This is a genomic window from Pantoea sp. CTOTU50773 (assembly GCF_032082325.1).
GTDB classification, from domain to species: domain Bacteria; phylum Pseudomonadota; class Gammaproteobacteria; order Enterobacterales; family Enterobacteriaceae; genus Pantoea; species Pantoea communis.
This window is the reverse complement of sequence record NZ_DAMDQC010000005.1, coordinates 33,587-55,657: the sequence shown is the minus strand read 5'-3', so window position 1 is coordinate 55,657 and position 22,071 is coordinate 33,587. Positions and strand designations below refer to the sequence as shown.

16 protein-coding genes are annotated in these 22,071 nt (G+C 56.1%); 10 read left to right on the top strand and 6 right to left on the bottom strand.

The window, feature by feature from the left end:
- Positions 1-130 precede the first annotated feature (130 nt).
- Together RT340_RS01635 and RT340_RS01630 are read right to left on the bottom strand one after the other, a co-directional pair.
- Entirely contained in the window at positions 131-1,213 is a 1,083-nt protein-coding gene (locus RT340_RS01635; RefSeq protein WP_058961597.1) for a L,D-transpeptidase family protein, read from the bottom strand.
- A 198-nt stretch (positions 1,214-1,411) separates the two neighbouring features.
- A complete protein-coding gene (locus RT340_RS01630) occupies positions 1,412-3,226 on the bottom strand; it encodes a glycoside hydrolase family 15 protein (RefSeq protein WP_313373695.1) in 1,815 nt (604 codons plus the stop codon).
- A gap of 118 nt (positions 3,227-3,344) precedes the next feature.
- Here RT340_RS01630 and RT340_RS01625 point away from each other — a divergent pair, with 118 nt between their 5' ends.
- The gene (locus RT340_RS01625) at positions 3,345-4,124 is read left to right on the top strand and encodes an SDR family oxidoreductase (RefSeq protein ID WP_211728122.1); all 780 of its coding nucleotides are present in this window, start codon (positions 3,345-3,347) and stop codon (positions 4,122-4,124) included.
- On the opposite strand, the gene RT340_RS01620 is transcribed toward RT340_RS01625, so the two are convergent.
- Positions 4,121-4,696: a DedA family protein gene (locus RT340_RS01620; RefSeq protein ID WP_034821056.1), complete on the bottom strand. Its 576-nt coding sequence runs from the start codon at positions 4,694-4,696 to the stop codon at positions 4,121-4,123. The genes RT340_RS01625 and RT340_RS01620 overlap by 4 nt on opposite strands.
- Before the next feature lie 168 nt (positions 4,697-4,864).
- On the opposite strand from RT340_RS01620, the gene RT340_RS01615 reads away from it, so the two are divergent.
- From RT340_RS01615 to RT340_RS01605, 3 genes are all read left to right on the top strand, one after another.
- On the top strand, positions 4,865-5,452 hold the full coding sequence (locus RT340_RS01615; RefSeq protein ID WP_211728123.1) for a Yip1 family protein: 588 nt from the start codon (positions 4,865-4,867) through the stop codon (positions 5,450-5,452).
- A 189-nt stretch (positions 5,453-5,641) separates the two neighbouring features.
- Positions 5,642-6,571, top strand: a complete 930-nt coding sequence (gene pbpG / locus RT340_RS01610) for a D-alanyl-D-alanine endopeptidase (protein ID WP_034821245.1) — start codon at positions 5,642-5,644, stop codon at positions 6,569-6,571.
- 226 nt (positions 6,572-6,797) lie between these two features.
- Positions 6,798-9,242 (top strand): DUF3772 domain-containing protein, encoded by a 2,445-nt coding sequence (locus RT340_RS01605; RefSeq protein ID WP_211728124.1) that lies wholly within the window; start codon positions 6,798-6,800, stop codon positions 9,240-9,242.
- A gap of 35 nt (positions 9,243-9,277) precedes the next feature.
- On the opposite strand, the gene dld is transcribed toward RT340_RS01605, so the two are convergent.
- Positions 9,278-10,987, bottom strand: coding sequence for a D-lactate dehydrogenase (dld, locus tag RT340_RS01600; protein ID WP_211728125.1), 1,710 nt, complete (start codon positions 10,985-10,987; stop codon positions 9,278-9,280).
- Between the two features lie 155 nt (positions 10,988-11,142).
- Here dld and bglX point away from each other — a divergent pair, with 155 nt between their 5' ends.
- Together bglX and RT340_RS01590 are read left to right on the top strand one after the other, a co-directional pair.
- Positions 11,143-13,440 (top strand): beta-glucosidase BglX, encoded by a 2,298-nt coding sequence (bglX, locus tag RT340_RS01595; protein WP_313373690.1) that lies wholly within the window; start codon positions 11,143-11,145, stop codon positions 13,438-13,440.
- 122 nt (positions 13,441-13,562) lie between these two features.
- A complete protein-coding gene (locus RT340_RS01590) occupies positions 13,563-14,426 on the top strand; it encodes an oxygenase MpaB family protein (protein WP_211728127.1) in 864 nt (287 codons plus the stop codon).
- 2 nt (positions 14,427-14,428) lie between these two features.
- Here RT340_RS01590 and RT340_RS01585 read toward each other — a convergent pair whose 3' ends face one another.
- Complete coding sequence (locus tag RT340_RS01585; RefSeq protein ID WP_249221618.1) at positions 14,429-14,833, bottom strand: hypothetical protein; 405 nt, start codon at positions 14,831-14,833, stop codon at positions 14,429-14,431.
- Between the two features lie 114 nt (positions 14,834-14,947).
- Here RT340_RS01585 and RT340_RS01580 point away from each other — a divergent pair, with 114 nt between their 5' ends.
- Both RT340_RS01580 and RT340_RS01575 read left to right on the top strand, forming a co-directional pair.
- On the top strand, positions 14,948-16,057 hold the full coding sequence (locus tag RT340_RS01580; protein WP_166933106.1) for a suppressor of fused domain protein: 1,110 nt from the start codon (positions 14,948-14,950) through the stop codon (positions 16,055-16,057).
- Between the two features lie 175 nt (positions 16,058-16,232).
- Complete coding sequence (locus tag RT340_RS01575) at positions 16,233-18,128, top strand: methyl-accepting chemotaxis protein (RefSeq protein WP_097117347.1); 1,896 nt, start codon at positions 16,233-16,235, stop codon at positions 18,126-18,128.
- Positions 18,129-18,526: 398 nt separating this feature from the next.
- Here the strand turns inward: RT340_RS01575 and RT340_RS01570 are convergent, their stop codons facing one another.
- Positions 18,527-19,594 carry a LacI family DNA-binding transcriptional regulator gene (locus RT340_RS01570; protein ID WP_097117345.1) on the bottom strand — a complete coding sequence of 356 codons (1,068 nt, stop codon included), beginning with the start codon at positions 19,592-19,594 and terminating at the stop codon, positions 18,527-18,529.
- Between the two features lie 196 nt (positions 19,595-19,790).
- On the opposite strand from RT340_RS01570, the gene RT340_RS01565 reads away from it, so the two are divergent.
- Positions 19,791-20,960 (top strand): Gfo/Idh/MocA family protein, encoded by a 1,170-nt coding sequence (locus tag RT340_RS01565; protein WP_160832559.1) that lies wholly within the window; start codon positions 19,791-19,793, stop codon positions 20,958-20,960.
- A 10-nt stretch (positions 20,961-20,970) separates the two neighbouring features.
- On the top strand, positions 20,971-22,035 hold the full coding sequence (locus RT340_RS01560; RefSeq protein ID WP_211728128.1) for a Gfo/Idh/MocA family protein: 1,065 nt from the start codon (positions 20,971-20,973) through the stop codon (positions 22,033-22,035).
- Positions 22,036-22,071 lie beyond the last annotated feature (36 nt).

The window sequence follows — 22,071 nt, the reverse complement described above, 5'->3', positions numbered from 1 at the left end:
CACAGGTAACAGATCAGAACGACCACATAAGTCACAATCTTGTGGCCAGTCGAGTCGGGTAATACGTTTTTGCGCCCATAAAAAAACCAGCCGCAATGGACTGGTTTTTTACTGCATGGCGAGTCAGCGATTACAGGCTGTTGCCGGTCGCTGGAGCAGGCTGAGCAGCCGGAGCCACATCACTCTGCGGTGCAACGCCGCTGGCACCTTGCGGAGTCATCGGCTCTTCTTTCGGCGTAGCGTCAGAAGATTCCTGTACCGGCACCGGCGCAGGCATCACTTCACCCTGCGGGCCATTGATCTTAACTGGCATACCGTTACGCGCCTGGATAGCGTTGTTCACTGCATCCTGGTTAGTGCTGCCATCGGCAATCACTTTGGTCACAGCAGCGGTCAGTGTAATCGGCACCACTTCACGTGAGTTGAACTGCTCTTCGGTAGTAGAGAGTGGGTTGTGCACTTCTACATAGCGAGAACCATCTGGCTCAACGGTGGCTTTCACCGGCTGATCGATAAACTGTACGCGAGTACCAACCGGCACGTTGTCGAACAGCCATTTGATGTCGTCAGCACGCAGACGCACACAGCCGTGGCTCACGCGTAAACCGATACCGAAGTTGGCGTTAGTACCGTGAACTGCGTACAGGCGGCCGATATACAGCGCATACAGGCCCATCGGGTTATCCGGACCTGCCGGGAATACCGCTGGAATGCTTTCGCCACGTGATGCGTATTCTGCGTGCATCGCTTTGGTCGGCGTCCAGGTTGGACCGGCTTTTTTACGCTGAACCGTCGTAGTCCAGTTCACTGGCGTGTCTTTGCCCAGTTCGCCGATACCGATTGGCAGCACAACCACGGTCTTGGTGCCTTTCGGGTAGTAGTACAGACGCATTTCCGCGCTGTTGATCACGATGCCTTCACGCGGGGCGTCAGGCAGGATCAACTGCTGAGGGATCACCATTTTGGTGCCCGCTTTTGGCAGATAAACATCAACGCCCGGATTGGCTTCCAGCATGTTGCTGAGGCCCATCTGGTACTGAGCAGCGAAGGCTTCCAGCGGAAGTCGGCTGTCATCAGGCACGGTGATTTCAAGGTTTTCGCCGATCAAACGGCTGTTAGCCGCTGGCAGCGGATACACTACTGCGAATGCCGACTGGCTGAACGCCGCCAGTACTAAAGCAAGTGAAGCGAACGCGCGAATGCTCTTTTTCATGTTTTTCAAGTCGTTATAGCCGTGTTTCAGGCTTGTCAGTGTGTCGAATCCATCTTGGTCTCAATGACCCGGTGCGCATTATATGTGCATAGGCGCAGTGATGGGAATCAGGATTTTCAATGGCTGATGATACTTTACTTAATTAGTGGGCATTTCCCGACCCATCTCGTTGCCGTACCGCCCAAAATGTGAATTCTCTTAAGGCTGCCACAGCGTCACTTCATTACTCAATTTACGATTGAGGAAAAAAGCGGCACTGATTAACGCCAAATGCGACAGCGCCTGCGGCATATTCCCCAGCGCTTCGCCATGCGTAGTAAATTCCTCGGCGTACAATCCCAGGGGATTGGCATAGCTCAGCAGCTTTTCAAACTCAAAATGCGCCTCATGCACGCGCCCGGCCCGCGCCAGACACTCCACATACCAGAAGGAACAGGCGGCAAAGGAACCTTCACCCCCGGTTAAGGCATCGGCAGGCGTTTCGCTAATGTTATAGCGGCGCACTAAACCGTCGCTCACCAGGTGGGTTTTAATCGCGTCAAGGGTGGCGATCCAGTCAGGATCGGTGGAGCTGACAAAGCGCACCAGCGGCATCAACAGCATGGATGCGTCCAGGAACTTGCCGCCGCGTGTGGCGGTGAAATGGCCCAGTTCCGGGTTCCAGAAGTTTTGCCAGATGTCGTCGCGAATTTCACTGCGCACACAATCCCAGCGCTCATACGGCATTGGCAACGAACGCTTCAGACCGGGACGCAGGGCGCGATCCAACGCCACCCAGCACATCAGGCGCGAATGCAGAAAGTGCTCCGGCTCACCGCGCATCTCCCAGATACCGGCATCGGGCTGGTTCCAGTTGCCGCAGACATAATCAATCATGTCGGACACATGCCGCCAGCCACGTTGTGAAATGGCTTCACCGTATTTATTGGCAAGGTAAATGGCATCCATCAGTTCGCCGTAAATATCCAGCTGGGTCTGCTGCCACGCATCATTGCCGATGCGTACCGGGCGCGAGTTGGCATAGCCGGAAAGATTGAGCAACTCGGTTTCATGCAGTTCGGTGCCGCTGTCCAGGCGATACATCACCTGCAGGTGCGGCGTGTCGTCATGGCTGTGCTCGACGCAACGCCCCACCCAATGGGTAAAGTCTCGCGCTTCTTCCACATAACCCAGCCGCATCAGCGCATACATGCTGAAGGAGGCATCCCGAATCCACGAGGCGCGATAATCCCAGTTGCGCTCGCCGCCTAACTCTTCCGGCAAACCAAAGGTCGCTGCAGCCGCAATCGAACCGTGCTGTTTCGAGGTAAGTAGTTTGAGTGCCAGTGCGGATCGCGTCACCATCTCCTGCCAGCGTCCGCGATACGTACTGTGGCTGCTCCAGCGCCGCCAGTAGGCCAGTGTGTCGCTGAAGCACTGTTCAGTGGCAATCTCCGCCACGAAGGGATCGTCATCACTGCCAAATACAAACTCAGCAGATTCCCCGGCTTTGAGGGTAAATTCGGCAACTGCACTGTGGTTTTCACGCGTCATCACCACCGTACCACTCAGCCGTAACGCGGGCTGGCCTTCAGCAAGAAAGGCCACGCCACCGGGGCGCAGTTCGGTATGGGTTTCAGCACGGGCATAATCATGGCGCGGGGCGCACAGCAAATTGAAGGTGGCCGAGCCGCGCACCATTTTGACCCGACGTACCAATCGCGGCACTTTATTGGGCTGGTCGCAGATCGGCATGTAATCGGTGATCTCCGCCACGCCCGCATCGCCCAACCAGCGCGTCTGTAAAATATTGGTGTCCGGCAGATAGAGCTGCTGCTGGCGCGCATTTTTCCAGTCGGGTGCCAGTGAGAACAGACCGGCATCATCGCCATCCAGCAACGCAGCAAACACGGATGGGCTGTCTAACTCGGGCCAGCAGAGATAATCAATGGTGCCCTCATTGGCGATCAATGCACAGGTCCGTAAATCCCCAATCACGCCGTGATCATCAATTCTGCGTTTAATTTTGCTCATCCTGCCTCCTTGACTGCATCTGATTGTTAACTATAGACGAAAGGGTTTTTTCGGCTGATCCGAGGCACAGAACGATAACTTCTATACTGTGAGGACACCCATCACGCAGGAGAATGTTATGGCACTGGGGAAACAGAAAGTGGCCGTGGTTACCGCATCCGATTCCGGCATTGGCCGCAGCTGTGCCGTCATGCTGGCTGAAGCGGGCTACACGTTAGGGATCACCTGGCGCTCAGATGAAGCGGGGGCGCAGGAAACAGCGCGACTGGTCGAAAGCAAAGGGCAAACCGCACAGGTGCGGCAGCTGGATCTTTCCGACCCGCAAGAAGGGGGCAAGCAACTGGCGCAGCTCATCAATTCACTGGGTCGCATTGACGTATTGGTCAACAATGCGGGCGTGATGATGAAAGCCGATTTTCTCGACGTCACCTTTGAAGATTGGCGGAAAACGTTCAGCGTCGATGTGGATGGTTCATTTATCTGCGGACAGATCGCCGCCCGCCATATGGTCGATCAGGGCGATGGCGGGCGCATCATTAACATCACTTCAGTGCATGAACACACTCCGTTGCCGGATGCCACCGCTTACACCGCGGCGAAACATGCGCTCGGCGGTCTGACCAAATCGATGGCGTTGAGTTTGTTGCCCCATCACATTCTGGTGAATGCGGTTGCACCGGGCGCGATTGCCACTGCAATGAACCATCTGACTGACGATCAGGCGCACAGCACACGTATGCCGGAAATTCCGATTGGACGGCCCGGCAATACGCGTGAAGTGGCAAGTTTAGTCGCGTGGTTGTGTTCGGAATGGGCGACCTATACCACCGGACAATCGTTTATTGTTGACGGTGGCTTTATGCTGGCCAACCCGCAGTTTAAAGGTTATCACCACTAATCCGCCCGGCGGCGGTTCCAGCGGCGAATCACGTAACGCAGCGCGATGCCGAACACAATCGCCGCCACCAGCCACAGCAAATGTTTAAGATGCTGGTCGAGTTTATGCAGCCACGGAGTAATGATCTCCCCGGCGAAGTAACCCAGGGTGACAAAGATCAGCGACCAGAGCGCGGCGCCTATCACGTTGAGCACAAAGAAGCGCAGCGGTTTTAACCGGCTGGTACCGATGATGATCGGGCCAATAATGCGGAAGCCATACATAAAGCGCACGCCAATCACAAACAGACTCGGGCGCTTCTGAATCAGGCGATTGGCTTTACGAATGGTATCTTCATGTTTACGGAAACGGCGCAGAATGCGCGTACCGTAGCGACGGCCCAGCCAGAACAGCAGCTGATCGCCGATAATTCCTCCCACCATCGCGGCCAGCACCACGCCGGTGAAGTGCAGCAGGCCTTCATGCGCCGCCACGCCGCCCAGCAGGGTAAAAGTTTCCCCTTCCGCGATACAGCCAATCAGCAACGCCAGATAGCCGTACTGCGTAATTAATCCATTGATATCGAGATGCAAATTTTCCTCCCTGTCGCGAGTGATTCAGGTAACAGTTTATACGCCAGCGGCTTTTTTTGTGCCGCTGTCCGCAAAAACAGCCGCGCCGATTATACTTGAAGGGAAGCTGCCTGAGTGAGACAGCCTGATCGCTGAAGTGGCAGCCCGTCGCATCAGAGGAGTGATTTTATGAATCATGTCTGGGGTCTTCTGGCGCATCCTAACCAGGAAATGCGCGATATCAAGCAAGAAAACGAGAGCGTTTCGCACCACTACACCCACCATGTTTTGATGATGGCAGCGATCCCGGTGATCTGTGCCTTTATCGGTACCACACAACTGGGCTGGAATCTGGGCGAAGGGCAGTTCGTGCAACTCAACCTGCTGACCGGTATCGGTCTCGGCATTCTTTTCTATCTGATTATCTTAGGCGGCGTGGCGGTGATGGGCCGCGTCATTCATTGGATGGCGCGCGATTATCCGCAGCGTCCCAGCATTCAGCGCTGTACCGTGTTTGCTGGCTATGTCGCTACCCCGTTATTTATTAGTGGGCTGGTGGCACTTTATCCGCTGGTGTGGCTGTGCGTGTTGATCGGCGCAGTGGCGTTACTCTATACCGGTTATCTGCTGTACGTCGGCATTCCGGTGTTCCTCAATATTGATCGTGAAGAGAGCATGCGCTTCTCAGGATCGACACTGGCGATTGGTGTGCTGGTGTTTGAAGTGCTGCTGGCACTGACCGTGGTGTTGTGGGGTTACGGACCACGATTGTTCTAACCTGCAATGATACCGTGAACGGGAGGCCATTAGGTCTCCCGTTTTTTAACGCTCAGAAACAATCTACCTAAGAAATTTCGCAGATAAGCGCGTATTATGCTGCTGCCAGCCCGCATCCCGTCTGGTTTGATGCGCGCGGCCTGTGTCTTAAACACGGCGCAAAACTCCTTACCGGATTTTTTTGACACGATGTCTGTAAAAATGCGTATTTCCTTGCTGTCGCTGGCGCTGTTTGTCGCCGCACCGGCAGCTGTCACTCCGGCACTGGCCGCGCCTGCTGCGCTGTCTAATCTGGCGCCGATTGCCCAACCGCAAATCGCCTCCGGCAGTGCCATGATTGTCGATCTTGAAACCAATAAAGTGCTGTTCTCCAGCCATCCGGATCGTGTGCGGCCTATCGCGTCACTCACCAAGCTGATGACTGCAATGGTGGTGCTGGATGCGAAACTGCCGATGGACGAGATGCTGTCGGTGGATATCAGCCACACGCCAGAGATGCGCGGTGTGTTCTCGCGCGTCAAATTGAACAGTGAAATCAGCCGCCGCAATATGCTGCTGCTGGCGCTGATGTCATCGGAAAACCGTGCTGCCGCCAGCCTGGCGCATCACTATCCAGGTGGCTATGACGCCTTTATCCGCGCGATGAATGCCAAAGCGCGTGCGCTGGGCATGACGCATACCCACTATGTTGAACCGACAGGTTTGTCGATTCACAACGTCTCCAATGCGGAAGACTTGATCAAGCTGGCAAAAGCCACGCGTCAATATCCGTTGATTGGTGAACTGAGCACCACCAAAGAAGATACGGCGGTGTTTAAGCATCCGAACTATGCGCTGCCGTTCCGTAATACCAATCACCTGGTGTACAAAAACGACTGGCGTATCGCATTGACTAAAACCGGTTATACCGATGAAGCCGGCCACTGCCTGGTGATGCGCACGGTGATCAATAACCGTCCGGTGGCGCTGGTGGTGCTGGATGCGTTTGGCAAGTACACCCACTTTGCCGATGCCAACCGTCTGCGCGACTGGCTGGAAACCGGCAAAGCGGCGCCGGTTCCGGCAGCGGCGCTGGCCTACAAGAAGCAGAAATCGTCGCAAACGGCCAGCAACGAGTAATCACGACGTCTGTTTCCCTTCACAGATGCACAATGGATTGTGCGTCTGTGAGTGCTTCCGATTGGCGGGATAAGTCCTCCCGAATGACCAAAAAAATCCCTAATCGTCAGCACCAATGTTTTCGCGCTTCATTCCTATAGTTTCCGCTTCGGCTACGCTCTACACTGGCCGCCATCTAAAGTTAACTGGCATTTATCGGCTGTCATTGCGCTGGAATCTTACTCATATGTACAAGCTTCGTTCGCTATTTACCCCATTTATACTGCTGCTGGTGCTGTTAAGCCCGGCACTGAGCTACGCGGATGACAATACTGCCGCCGCAGCTCAGCAAGAGGACGCCGCACCCAAGGTCAATCCTGCGGTTGAGCTGCCGAAAATGCAGAAAATCCTCGACAAGATTAAAGGCCAGGTGTCAAGCGATACCAATGAGAGCCAGCTCAACCAGCTCAATGAGATGGCGCTGGAGCTTTCGGGTAATGCAGAAACCCTCAGCCAGTCGCTGATCCAGCAGGGGCAGCAGCTGGATGCACAGTTAGCGGTGCTCGGTCCGGCACCGAAGCCGGACAGCGGTGTGAAAGAGACGCCGGAAGTGACGCGTAAACGCGCTTCGCTGGAGAGCCAGAAAAGCAAGCTGGATGACCAAATCAAGCAGGCCGACGGCATTAAAAATGGCGCGCTGGTGCTCTCCTCACAGATCGTCAACCTGCGCCGTGATCAGTTGAAAAGCCAGCTGGCGCTCAACTCAGGCAGCATTTTGGGGCCGCGTTTTTGGGCGCCAATGGTCAGCCGTCAGGATCTGGACGGTGAGAAGATCAGCGACTTTATCGCTGAACTGCAGAACACCGCTGCGCTCTCCTGGGAACCCGGTTGGCGTTTCGGCACCATGGGTTGGTTGATTGCGGCAATGCTGGTGATGACCCTGGGCCGTCGCTACTGCGAAGAGTTTTTGGCCTGGGTGAGCATCAATAAACTGCCAGAGGGGCGCTTGCGTCGCAGCTTCCTGGCCGCGGCAATTGCCTTGACCACCCTGGCGGCCGTGGTGCTGACCTTCAACTTTATCGCGCTGGCGTTTACCCGCCGTGATGAAGTCTCGACTGACGTGCAGGATTTTGTTGAGCGTCTGGTACAACTCAGTGTCTATTGCGGTTTGATCGCCGGATTAGGGCGAGCCTTCCTGTCCACGCGTCGTCCGAGCTGGCGATTGCCCGGCATCTCCAATGAAGTCGCACAGGCGCTGAAGCCGTTCCCGCCGATTACGGCTGGATTGGTGTTTATTTTCCAGACAGCGGAAGCCTTTAACTACAGCGTTGGCACCAGCCTGAACACCACTATTTTCGCGAACGGTCTGACGGCGCTGCTGATTGGCACCACCGGTATGGCGATAAGCATGCGTACCAACCGCGTACGCCGCCGTATGGTGCAAGAGGGCAATGCGCCAGAAGCGCGCCCGACCATTGTTGGACTGGTTCAGCTGGCGCTGACGCTCACCGCGCTCGCGATATTGATTTCACTGATCATCGGTTATGTCACGCTGGCCCGCTTCCTCGGTTATGAGGTGATTTGGTGCGGCATTCTGTTTGGCTCGTTCTACTTCCTCAGCCATTTGATCAATGACGGCTGTGAAAGCCTATTCTCCACCAACAATGCCACCGGCAAACGTCTGCAGACCTCATTAAACATTGATGAGCGTTATCTGCAGCAGGCGGCTACGCTGCTGGGCGCAGTTGGTAAAACCGCACTGATCGGTATTGTGGTGCTGGCGCTGCTAAACGGCACCTTCGCCTCTTCAACGCCGATCGAGCTGATTCAGAAAGTGATTGAGTTCTGGGGCGGCAAAGGGCTGGAGTCGTTGAACATCGTGCCGGCGCATATGGTGAATGCCATTCTGTGTCTGGTGGTGGGCATCTACGTGCTACGTTCGGTGCGTCGCTGGCTGGATAAAGATTTCCTGCCCAAAACCACCATGGACGTGGGCATGCGCGTGTCGCTGGTGACGCTGTTCAGCAATATCGGCTATGTGCTGATCATTCTGCTGACGCTGTCGATCATGGGCCTGCAGTGGAACAAACTGGCGTGGATCGTCAGTGCCTTGTCGGTCGGTATCGGTTTCGGCTTACAAGAGATCGTGAAGAACTTTATCTCCGGTTTGATTCTGTTAACCGAGCGCCCGGTAAAAGTGGGCGATCTGGTGAGTATTAGCGGCATTGAAGGGGATATTCGCCGTATCAATGTGCGTGCCACCGAGATTCAGCTGAGTGATAAATCCACGGTGATTGTGCCGAACTCACAGTTCATCTCACAGAACGTGCGTAACGCCACTATGGGCAATGCACAGGGTGTTGTGACCATTATGTTGACCTTCCCGCTGGATATTGATCCGGTGCGCGTGCGTGAGATTCTGCTGGAGGTTTACCAGGAGAACGAGCGCATTCTGGAAACGCCTGAGCCATCCGTCTCATTCAAGGATTTGACCTCTGCGGGCATCGTGTTGAGCGTCACCGGCAACGTGGCGGGCCAGCGTCAGATCTCCAGCGCTAAGAGTGACCTGCTGTTCGATATTCTGACGCGCCTGCGCAAAGAGGGCATTGTGCTGTCCACACCGCAGACGATGATCATTGAACGTCGAGCCGTGCCAGCGGCCACGCAGGAAGAGGGCGAGCAACTGCCATAATCCAGTGGGCGGCTCTCGGGCCGCCCATTAATTTATCAAGCCTTAACCGCCCAACCTTTCTGTTTGCTGGTTTTGCCAATCCCCGGATTAAAGGTATTGGTCGGATCCAGCTGACGATAAAACGCCTGCAACTGCGGTTTTGCCTGATACAGATGCCCGACGTTATGCTCAGCCGGATACTCGGCACCGCGTTCGCTGAGGATCGCCAGCATCTTCTCCTTCAACGCATGCGCATCCACGCCTTTCTTCACGATGTAATCCTGGTGGAAGACATGACAGAAGAAGTGGCCGTAATAAAGGCGATGACTAAGATCGTTATCAAACTCCGCCGGTAAGCGCTCAAACCAATCCTGATCGTTACGACGCAGCGCGATATCCAGCGCCAGAATATCTTCCACTTCATCCGCATGCACCGCGTGGTAGCGCACTGCGGCACCGGCAGCGGCGAAGCGATGCAGGAAAGCATGTGCGCCTTCCTTGCCGTCACAGGCAAAGAACTCGCCACCGCCTTCGCGGAAGTATTCGTGCAAATACTCCTGCGCTTCCGCTACGCCTTCACCGGACATTTTCAGCATCAGGTGATGCTCAAACTTATCGCGATACTGCTTCATACGTTTCGGCAGATGGGCAGGCAACCAACCGCTGATGCGCTGCAATACGCGATCGGTGAAGTGCGGTTTCACAAAACTCAGCTTACCCAGCCAGGCATCCACCCGACCTTTCAGCGTGAAGAACAGTGGCATTTTGTCGGTGCCGAGCTTATCGATCATCACAAAAGTGTCTTTGCCGTACACTTCGGCGATATCGAAAATGTCGCGGTGCATGTATTCGCCCGCTACCGGTAAGTTTTTAAACTCGGCCAGGATATGGCGGCGCAGATCGCCCAATACCGCTGGATCGTTAGTACCGATATAAAACACCTGCTGCTTCGGTTCGCTGGGGAAGGTATCAAGACGCACGGCGAATACCGCCAGTTTGCCCGCGCAACCCGAAGCCTCGAACAGGCGGCGCTCATCCGCGTTGAAGCGAGCGGGTGTATCCGCATGGATATCGCGCACGCGTTCTGCATATTCATGATCTGAAGCATGACGTTCATCCCAGCGCACGTCACTTTGCTGCCAGCGATCGTCATCCAGTCGACCGAGCATCTCTTCCGGCGAGTGGCCGAGATCCATGCCGAGATGATTGACCAGCTTCAGTTTGCCGTCGGCATCAATCTGCGCATAAAGCGCCATTTCGCTGTAGGCCGGGCCGCGTTTGATCAGTGAACCGCCGGAGTTATTACAAATCCCGCCCATCACTGATGCGCCGATACAAGAGGAGCCGATCACCGAGTGTGGTTCACGTCCCAGCGGCTTAAGGGCTTTTTCCAGCTGATAAAGGGTGCTGCCAGGGAAGGCCAGAATCTGATTGCCGCCATCAATCAGCTGCAATTTATCGAGGCGCAAAGTACTGATGATCACCACCGGGCGATCATAATCATTGCCGTTAGGCGTGGAGCCTTCGGTCAGGCCGGTGTTGGCGGCCTGCATCAAAATCACCGCATCGGCCTGCACCAGCGCCTGCAATATCCGCCACAGTTCCAGCAAGGAGCCGGGGAACACCACCGCCAGCGCATCGCCTTCACCGGAGCGGAAACCCTTACGATAGCGTGCGGTTTGTTCCGCCTCAGTTAACAGGTGTGAAGGGCCGACGAGGCGGCGCAGTTCAGCCAGCAGTATAGGGTGTGAGGTGTTGTTATTCATGAACCTGTCCATGTCGTTAACGTTGCGCATCTACTTTAGCACGCGTCAACGGCATGGTCGCGGTGTGACATCGGTGGCTACCTGCTATCCTGAACTTGTGGCACACTGGCCCGGTTATTTCGATATTGCGCAGTCACTTAAGAGAACCCGACCTGATGAAATGGATTTGCTCTGTTAGCCTCGCTGTTTCCCTTGCCATGCAGCCTGCCTTCGCAGATGACCTGTTTGGCCCCCATCCGATGACTGAACAGGCGCGTGACGCCTTTGTTAACCAGCTGCTCGGCAAAATGACCCTTGATGAAAAAATCGGGCAGATGCGCTTGATCAGCGTGGGGCCAGACACGCCGAAGGAGGCAGTGCGCGACATGATCCAGCACGGTCAGGTTGGCGCAATCTTCAATACCGTCACGCGTCCGGATATTCGCGCGATGCAGGATCAGGTGATGCAACTCAGCCGCCTGAAAATTCCATTGTTCTTCGCTTACGACGTAGTGCACGGTCAGCGTACTATTTTCCCGATACCGCTCGGCCTCGCGGCCAGCTGGGATCTGGATGCGATCGGTGAAGTCGGCCGCATCTCCGCTTATGAAGCCGCCGACGATGGTCTCAATATGACCTGGGCGCCGATGGTGGATGTCACGCGCGAGCCGCGCTGGGGACGCGTGTCTGAAGGCTTCGGAGAAGACACTTTCCTGTCCTCGCAAATGGGCAGCGCGATGGTGAAATCCATGCAGGGCAAAAGCGCCGCCGACCGTTATTCGATCATGACCAGCGTGAAGCACTTCGCTGCCTATGGCGCAGTGGAGGGCGGACGTGATTACAACACTGTGGATATGAGCCCACAGCGCCTGTTCCAGGATTATCTGCCACCGTACAAAGCTTCGCTGGATGCGGGGAGTGGCGGCGTGATGGTAGCGCTCAACTCCCTCAACGGCACGCCAGCGACGGCGGATGGCCGGTTGCTGAAAGACCTGCTGCGCGGTGAGTGGAAATTTAAAGGCATCACTATCAGCGATCATGGCGCGATCAAAGAGTTGCTGAAGCACGGCGTGGCTAGCGATCCGCAGGATGCGGTGCGTATTGCGCTGAAGTCCGGCATCGATATGAGTATGAGCGATGAGTACTACAGCAAATACTTGCCTGGGCTGGTAAAGAGTGGCGCCGTTACCATGGCGGAGATCGACGATGCCGCGCGTCACGTGCTGAACGTCAAATATGATATGGGCTTGTTTAACGATCCCTACAGCCATTTAGGGCCGAAAGGCAGCGATCCGCAGGACACCAATGCCGAGAGCCGTCTGCATCGTGCAGAAGCACGTGAAGTGGCGCGTAAGAGCATCGTGCTGCTGAAAAACTGGCATGAAACCTTACCGCTGAAAAAAGACGCCACCGTGGCGCTGGTGGGGCCATTGGCTGACAGCCAGCGTGACATTATGGGCAGCTGGTCAGCCGCGGGCGTGGCGAGACAGTCGATTCCGCTGCTGCAGGGTGTACGCAATGCGATGGCGGGCAAAGGCACCGTGCTGTATGCCAAAGGGGCCAACATCACCGATAACAAAGGTATTCAGGACTTCCTCAACCTTTACGAACAGGCGGTTAGCGTGGATAAACGCTCGCCGCAGGAATTGATTGATGAAGCCGTTGCCCAGGCGAAGAAAGCGGATGTCGTGGTCGCCGCTGTGGGTGAAGCGCAGGGGATGGCGCATGAGGCCTCCAGTCGCAGTGACCTGGTGATTCCGCCAAGCCAGCAAAAACTGCTGGCGGCGCTGAAAGCGACCGGTAAGCCGTTGGTGATTGTGTTGATGAACGGTCGTCCGCTGACAGTCGTCAACGAAGATCATATGGCTGATGCGATGCTCGAAACCTGGTTCAGCGGCACCGAAGGGGGGAATGCGATTGCGGACGTGTTGTTTGGCGACTACAACCCATCGGGCAAGCTGCCGATGTCCTTCCCGCGTTCCGTAGGACAGCTGCCGATTTACTACAATCACTTGCCAACCGGGCGTCCGTATAACTTCGCCAAGCCGAACAAGTACACCTCGCACTACTACGATGCGGTGAACGGTCCACTCTATCCGTTTGGTTACGGCCTGAGCTACACCACCTTTACGGTGTCACCAGTGAAGATGTCTGCGAAAACCATGCCGCGCACCGGCACAGTTGACGCGAGCGTTACCGTCACCAACACCGGCAAACGTGATGGTGCCACGGTGGTACAGATGTATCTCAACGATCCGGTGGCCAGCATCAGCCGCCCAGTGCAGGAGCTTCGTGGCTTCAAACGCATCATGCTGAAAGCGGGCGAGTCACAGACCGTAAGCTTTAAGATTGATGTGGATGCACTGAAATTCTGGAATCAAAAAATGCAGCATGTCGCCGAGCCGGGCAAATTCAACGTGATGATTGGCCTCGATTCGGTACGCACCCAAGACGGGCAGTTTGATTATCTGTAAGCGTTAGTTGTCGCCACTTTGTGGAACGGTGCGGTTTGTCGCAGGATGAATCGCACCGTTACCCCTGGCAGTATATGATAGGCCCGAGCTTATTCTGCCAACGGGCATAACCGACAAACGTCATGAACCTCCGCAATCGTATCCAGCAGCAAGTCTTTCGTCTTAACGGCCTCGCACTCAACGAATTCGATATTTCGCAGCCGCTGGGCGATCCGGGTTTGTTTGGTCCTGACCATGTGATCTGGCGCGTGCACGGCGACTTTCCTTCGATGTTATGTGGTGGCATCAGCGCCTTGATGTTGCAAATGCTGCATCCGGCCGCGCTGGCGGGGGTGTGGGATCACTCTAACTTTCGTCAGGACATGCTGGGCCGTCTGCGGCGCACCAGCCAGTTTATCGCCGTCACCACTTTTGGTAACACGGTGGACGCCAATATCCTGATCGAGCGCGTTAAACGCATCCATCTGCGCGTCACCGGTATTGATAACGCCGGGCAACCCTATGCTGCCAGCGATCCGCATCTGCTCACCTGGGTACACGTCGCCGAAACCAGCCGCTTCCTCGCCGCGCATCTGCGCTACAAAAATCCGCAGCTCTCACTGGCCGAGCAGGATCGCTATTACGATGAAGCGGCGCTCATCGCCGAAGCCTTAGGGGCGGAAAAGGTGCCGAAAACGGTGCAGGCGGTGGACGCTTATCTGCAGGCGATGCGCCCGGAACTGATTTGCGATGAACGCACGCTGGAAGTGATGCAGCTATTAATTAATGCACCGGCCCCAAGCTGGCAGGCGAAACCGGCGATGCGGGTGATGCTAAAAGCCGGGATGGGGTTGTTACCGGACTGGGCGCAACAGCAAATTCAGCAGCCGATTAGCCCGTTGACACAGTGGCGCGTGGATAAAGAGATCGCGGTGATTGCCGGTTTGCTGCGCTGGTCGATTCAGCGCGGGGCTTATTCCCGCGCCATGCAACGTATGGGACGCTAACGTTACAAATGCAGCTCGTCCTGCTTTTTGGTGTAGGTGCGCGGTGTGCGGGCTTCACGTTTAAGGGTGAGCTGGCGCTGCTGATAATGATGAAGCAGCATCCCTAATCCCACTCCCAGCAGCGCTAATGGCAGCAAGCTGTAGTAAATGTCGATGGGTAACAACACCAATAGCACCGCACCACCGAGCATAAACGTGAGCGCTGACATCACCCATGTATAGCGAAGAAACAGCCACACTAAAATCGCGAAAATCACGACATCGCGCAGGTTCAAATCGAGGTTTTGCAGCACCATGCTGAGCAGCTCCGCAAGGAGGAATGTGCAGACAATAGCATGCGAGGCGGCAAATGAATCGCGAATTAATTTGAAGTTTGTCAGGGCGTTGTGCTGGCATTCATCAGTCATTCTCACGCTTCCTGACTGCACTTTGAGAGTTTTACCCTTGTGTCACATGGTGCGAGTGCCGATCCTGCTCTATTCTCTGGGAAAATGGATCCCTCAAGGCTTTGTCGAGGCGTTATGACACACCAACCTCTGATTGCTGAGGTGCCAAATCAGCAAAACACACTGACCGCCATCGTCGAACAGGATGCGCGCACGGCCTACTTTTACATCTGGCCCAACGATCTGTTTCGCAGTCAGTATGCGGTGCGCGGCTGCTGGCTGCGCAATCTGTTGCCTGCACCGGCGCGTGAAGATCGTGAAGCGATGGAGCAGGGCATTGCGCCTCTGCTCAGCGCAGAGTATTGCCGCACCTTAGAAGCCGAGCCGATGCTCGACCCTGCCGGTCTACAGATTTTGTGGGAACCGAGTGATGACGGTGCAGCCCTGTGGTATTACGGCCAACTGCTGGCGGTGATCCCCGGCTGGAGTCTGTATCAGGATAAGCAGGTGAGTTTCTCTGCTGGCTGCATCAAAGAGAATCGCCTGACCGCACCGCTCGGATCCGCTTCCACCAATGATTACTATGCACGCGCCGAGCAGCAGCGCCACTTCTGGCGTGACTGGCATGACGGCCATTTATGGGATGTTGTGCAGCATGAGCTGATGCAGTGCTACCAGGCGCAGTTTGGTGAGTCGGTAAAGTATTACGCTATCGATCAAGGGAGCTGGCCGCCAATGGCCATCTCTCAGCACTGGCACAATGGCGTGTGGGTTTTTCTCACGCTGGGTATGGGGATTCGGCCCATGCCGCAGGTGGATTACCTGTTTGATGAGCTGGCCCCGCAGTACCGCCGTGTTGAGCTGGCGATGGCAGTAGACGGTGAAGTGATGACCGAAGCCAATGCGGTGCAGATGGCCAGCGCGCTGGCAGAATTCGCGCACTTGCCGTGGGCGCGGCTGACGTGGATTGGCGAAGGGCACACGCTGGCATCGGAAGTGGCACCAGTGGGCTTCGAGAGTTTCCTGCTGGCCAATGGCTTAGCACCGGAAGTTGCCCAGTTCCGACTGCCCAAGCGCGATGGCGATCGTCCGAATCTGCTGTGGGCGACACCGATCACCGAAGCGGAACGTCAGTTTGCTCAGGCCGATGACCGCGGTGGACAACAGCTGCTGCAGCGTTTGCAGGCAGAAGGTAATGACCATATATTTCGGCCACGTCAGGAAGTGGTGGACCCGCCGCAATAGCCCTCTCTGCGGGCGGTTGCCCGCACTCTGATGAGTAAGCGCGACGTTAGTCACCCTCCTAATGATCACCTAAATCAACTATTTGCATTTTTGTGATCTTGCTCACCTCAAGTTCCTCTGTAACACGCCGTTAACCTCGATCAGGCAACTCGCCAACCAGGGTAAGGGCACACTGATGTTAAAAACTACACAATCTCGTTTTACCGCGACGTTGGTCGCATTTTTCGTGGTACTGATGCTGGTTACCGTGGTGGTGATCAATCAGTTTGTGGCACCGCAGTTGAGTCAAAACGAAAGCCGATTAGTGCGCTATGAGGTGGATGGCCTGGCGGGACGTATTGTCGAACAGATGAACCGCGTGCAGGCGCAGCAACGTGCCATTACCGAAGCCGCAGGCGTGATGGATAGCGCGGCCATCGACAACTTGCTGCCTGCGCTGGTGAACCAGTATCAGGACAGCAACGTATTTGGCGGCGGTATCTGGCCGCTGCCTAATCGCCGCGATCCGGCGAAGGAAAAAGACAGTTCGTTCTTCGCCCGTAACGCCAGCAACCAGTTACAGGTCAACACTTACTGGAACTCCGACGCAGCGGACAAATACTGGGAGCAGCCGTGGTACAAAGACGGTATGGCCGCGGCCAAAGGGCAATGTGCCTGGGCTAAAGCCTATCAGGATGCGGCCAGCCCGCAGCCGCGTACCAACTGTGCGATGGCGATTTATCGTGATGGCACGGTGTGGGGGGTATCAACCATCGACGTAACGCTCGGTTTCTTCAACCAACTGGCGAAACAGATGGGCGACGCCATTCACGGACGTGTATTGATCGTTGAAGCGGATGGCAAAGTGGTGGGCAACGCCGCACTGCTGGAAGGTGCACCGAAGCTGGAAAATCTCGCGGATACGCAGCTGCCGATGGCGGGCGCGCTGAAAGGTCTGCTGAGCCAGGCAGGTCATCAGCCTACGCAAACCACCTTTAAAGGCGAAGATGGCGAGCACACGCTGTTTCTGCAGGCGATCGCCGGTAGCCCGTGGTATCTCGCCAGCGATGTGCCGTCCAGTTTGCTGGATGCGCAAACCCACAGCATGCTGACTCGCCTGGGCCTGGTGCAGATCCCGCTGGCGGTGATCCTGCTGCTGGTGCTGCTCGGCTTCGTGCGCGCCATGATGAAACGTCTTAGCCTGCTGAACCGCAATATCGAAGCGCTGTCGACTGGCGGCGCGGATTTAACTCAGCGTCTGCCTGCCAGCAACAGCCCGGAATTTAACGCGGTGGCGCAAAGTTTTAACCAGTTTATTGAGTATCTGCAGGGGCTGATGCGTCAGGTGGGCGACAGCGCACTGGCGATTACCTCTGCCTCGCGTGAAATTGCCAGCGGCAATGCCGATCTGTCTGCGCGTACTGAATCGCAGGCGAGTTCGATTGTCGAAACCGCCGCGTCAATGGAAGAGCTGACCGGCACGGTACGTCAGAACGCCGACAATGCTACCCACGCCAATCAATTGGCGGACGGTGCCTCGCAGGTGGCGGCGCGCGGAACGGACGTGGTGCGTCAGGTGGTCACCACCATGGGTGCGATTAATCACTCATCCCGTAAAGTGGTGGATATCATCAGCGTGATTGACAGCATCGCCTTCCAGACCAATATCCTCGCACTTAACGCGGCGGTGGAAGCGGCCCGAGCGGGTGAGCAGGGGCGTGGATTTGCTGTGGTGGCGTCAGAAGTGCGTAATCTGGCGCAGCGCTCCGCTAACTCGGCGCGTGAGATCAAGAAGCTGATTGAGGAGTCGGTGGCCAATATCGATACCGGCAGCCAGCTGGTGGAACAAGCCGGTCAAACCATGGATGAGCTGATGCAGGGCGTGAGCAGCGTGACCACCCTGATGAGTGAAATCATGTCTGCCAGTCGCGAGCAAAGCATGGGCATCGAGCAGGTTAATCTGGCAATCACGCAGCTGGATGGCAGCACCCAGCAGAATGCCGCGCTGGTCGAGCAGGTGTCGGCTGCCGCACGCGCCATGGAAGAGCAGAGCGTGCAGCTGGAGCTGGTGGTGCAGAGCTTTAAGTTGTAAGGCTGGTTCAGGGCAGGCCGCTGAACGACAGGTGATAACGCAATCTGGTGCCGCTCAGGGGCCGGCGGTCTTCGCGCCGCTGACGCGGTACCCTCACGTCATTCGTCCGCCTTACGGACCGGCTGGGATGGAACATCCCTGTTCCAGCCCAGCCTTTCGGCCGCATCCATGCGGTCTCTCCTGGCAGACTCACTCTGTTCGGCGCTGCGGATTGCCTGCCCCTGAGCGGCACCAGCCTGCTTCTGAGCTTAGGTGTGGTTTGTTAGAAAAGGCTCCGTGCTTCAGGCTTGAACGGATTGGTAATTCAAAAGGTTTAGCATCAGCGCAGAGGTTTTGATGTTGGGCTTGGGTGCACAGGCACGATGCGCTGATGACGTGCGTTTCTGCTTTAGGGCATCTCACGGAAACGCGTTGCGGATCTCTTCTCGTGCCGCATGGCGGGTGGCATTCGCCACCGTGCCGCGATCCACCAGTTTCCCCTGCAACAACAGATTGTAAATCGACGACTGCGGACGATTGAGGCGGTTCTGGATCAGTTGGATCGCTTCATAACCCAGCTCGCGACAGGGCACCGCAAAGCCGGTGATGGGCATCTCCGGCGATCCTTCCAGCCGGCTGGCTAAATCTGTCGTCATCAGCGAAATATCTTCGGGAATGCGCAAGCCGCGTGACAGCAGTGCATTCTGCACGCCGGTAATAATGCCTTTGCCGCCGGGCAGAATCACATCTGGCCACTGATCGCGTGGGTGCGTATCCAGCCAGTGATTCAGTGCGATCTCGGTGTCCTGCGAGGAGTAGGCTTCGATGACGATCAAATCCTGCTGGGCATTAAACGGCATATGAAAATGGCGGTAGGCGTCTTTGATCCCTTCCAGACGCAAAAACAGCGTCTCACGTCGCAGGCAGGTCACGGTCAACACCCGGCGGTGCCCTTGCTCAAACAGATGCTGCATAGCGCTGAAACCAATCGCCCGATGATCGGGTGACACCGCATCCAGCCGCATATCTTTATCACGAGAGTTAATCAGCACACAGGGTTTACCGAGTGACGCCGCCAGACTGAAGATCGCTTGATCGTCGGTGCCGATAATGATGATGGCGCTGATGTTTTTTGCTGCGGCTTTTTCCAGAAACAGCTTCACATCGGCGCGCTGTTCCTCCAGTGGGCAATAGCTGATATGCACATCATGCGACGCGCAGGCCTCAGCAATCCCGCGTGTCACTTCATGGTAAAAGTGATCGCCGCGTGGGGTGAAAGTGCGCCCTGGGGCAAACACCACAATGTCATTGATCAGCAGGCGACCACTCACCATTTCCTGCAATACACCTAGCCTGCGCGCGCAGTCGACAATCGCCTCACGCGCTTTTTCGCTGGTGTAGGATTTCCCGCTCAACACGCGTGAAACCGTACTCACTGAGTAGCCGGTGATTGCTGAAATTTCGTCCATTCTGAGCTTGCCAGCCATAGTGTGATCCCCATCCCAATCAATTTTTGCAAATTTTTGCAGACGCAGTGGACTGATATTAAGACGGTTTTACATTTGGTTCACAAACTCCTGTATCGCTCTGCGAGAATTCTCACAAAAACAGATTGTCCGACCCGCAGCGCTTTTTTATGTTCCTCGCAGACACCTCAACAGCGGTTATCGGCGGAGAATCTCCATGTTAAAAATTGCGATAGTGGGCATGGGCAATATTGCCAATTCACATATCCAGGCGTTTCTGCAGTTTCCTGAGCGCGGCAGAATTGTCGCGGTAGCGGACGTGTATCCCGAAAAAGCGCGGGAGAAATTGCAGCGCTACGGCCTGCACGATGTGCGGGTTTACCAGGATCACCGCGAGATGCTGGCCGAGGGCGCAGATATCGACGTGGTCGACGTCTGTACGCCGCCTTATGTGCATGCGGAAAACACCATTGCGGCCCTGCAGGCGGGCAAGCATGTGCTGTGCGAAAAGCCTATGGCGGCCTCGCTGGAAGAGTGCGATGCGATGATTGCTGCGCAAAAAGCCAGTGGCAAAATTTTGTCAGTGGTGGCGCAGAACCGCTTCACCGACGCGTTCTGGCAGTTGAAAGCGGCAGTGGATTCGGGCCTGGCGGGCAAAATTTGCCACGCGCAAATCGATTCATTCTGGTGGCGTGGCCATTCGTACTACGACCTGTGGTGGCGCGGCACCTGGGAAAAAGAGGGCGGCGGCTGCACGCTTAACCATGCGGTCCACCACATCGATGCCATGCAATGGATGCTCGGTGCGCCCAGTGAAGTGGTGGCGATGATCGGCAACGTGGCGCACGACAATGCCGAAGTGGAAGATCTCAGCGCCGCGATTTTCCGCTATCCCAACGGCACGCTGGCGCAGTTGACCGCTTCTGTGGTGCATCACGGTGAAGATCAGAAAATCGTGCTGCAGGGTGAGAAAGCACGTCTCTCAGCGCCGTGGAAAGCGGTCGCCATGCAGGCGGCAGAGAATGGCTTCCCGGAAAAAGAGAACAATCTGGCGCTGGAGCAGGAGCTGGATCGCCTGCATGCCAGCACCGCACCGCTCACCTGGACACTGCACGCCGGACAGGTCGATGACTTCTTCTCAGCGATCGAACAGCAGCGTGCACCGCTGATTGATGGTGAGCAGGGCAAACGCTCGCTGGAACTGATTACCGCCATCTACAAGTCGGCCATCACCAAAAGCACCGTCTCGTTACCGATCCCCAAAGAGGATGCTTTTTATCGCACTGGCGGGCTGATCGCTTATGCGCCGCACTTCTATGAAAAACAGGCTTCGGTAGACAACTTCGCCGATGTTGATGACATCCCATTGGGTAAAAACTTTGCGTGAGGAAACAACCATGAACAAACAGGATGGCATGAACTACGCGCCGAAAGGCAAACCACAACCGGTGGTGCAGCCGGGGGAATTTATCATTGCGGCGGCAGGACTGGATCACGGCCACATTTACGGCATGTGCAATGGCCTGACCGAGGCCGGAGCCACGCTGAAGTGGGTATACGATCCCGATGCCGCCAAAGTCGATAAGTTTGTGCAGCAGTTCCCGCAGGTGCAGATCGCCGATTCGCTGGAGACCATTCTGGCCGATACGCAGGTACAACTGGTGGCAGGTGCGGCGATTCCCTCGGAACGCTGTGCGCTGGGGCTGAAAGTGATGGCGGCGGGCAAGGATTACTTCACGGATAAAGCCCCGCTTACCAGCCTCGAACAGCTGGAAGATGCCAAAGCAATGTGCGCCAAAACCGGGCGCAAATATGCGGTGTATTACAGCGAACGTCTGCATGTAGAGAGCGCGGTGTTTGCCGGACAGCTGGTAGAGAAAGGGGCTATCGGCCAGGTGGTGCAAACTTTGGGTACTGGCCCACATCGTGAAGGCACCGGACGGCCCGACTGGTTCTATCAGCGTCGCTATTTCGGCGGCATTTTGTGTGACATCGGGAGCCATCAAATTGAGCAATTCCTCTACTACACCGGCAACAGCGAAGCCACGGTGGTGGCAAGCCAGGTGCGGAATTTCCGCCATCCTCAACATCCGCAATTTGAAGACTTTGGCGATGCGATGCTGGCGGGTGAGAACGGCGCCACCGGCTACTTCCGCTGCGACTGGTTTACGCCGGATGGCTTATCCACCTGGGGTGATGGGCGCATGACGTTGCTCGGCACGGACGGTTATATCGAGATCCGCAAATACACCGATCTCACACGCGGTGAGCAGGACGTGGTGTATCTGGTGAACAAAGAAGGAGAGTTCCGCTATGCCGTTTCCGGTGAAGTGGGCTTCCCGTTCTTTGGACAGCTGATTAACGACTGCCTCCATCGTTCAGAGCACGCCATGACGCAAGCCCATGCCTTTAAGGCGGCGGAACTCTGTGTCAAAGCGCAGATGCTAGCCAATGCGGGATAGCATCCCGGCCCTATAAGTTGATTTCCAATTCTGTTG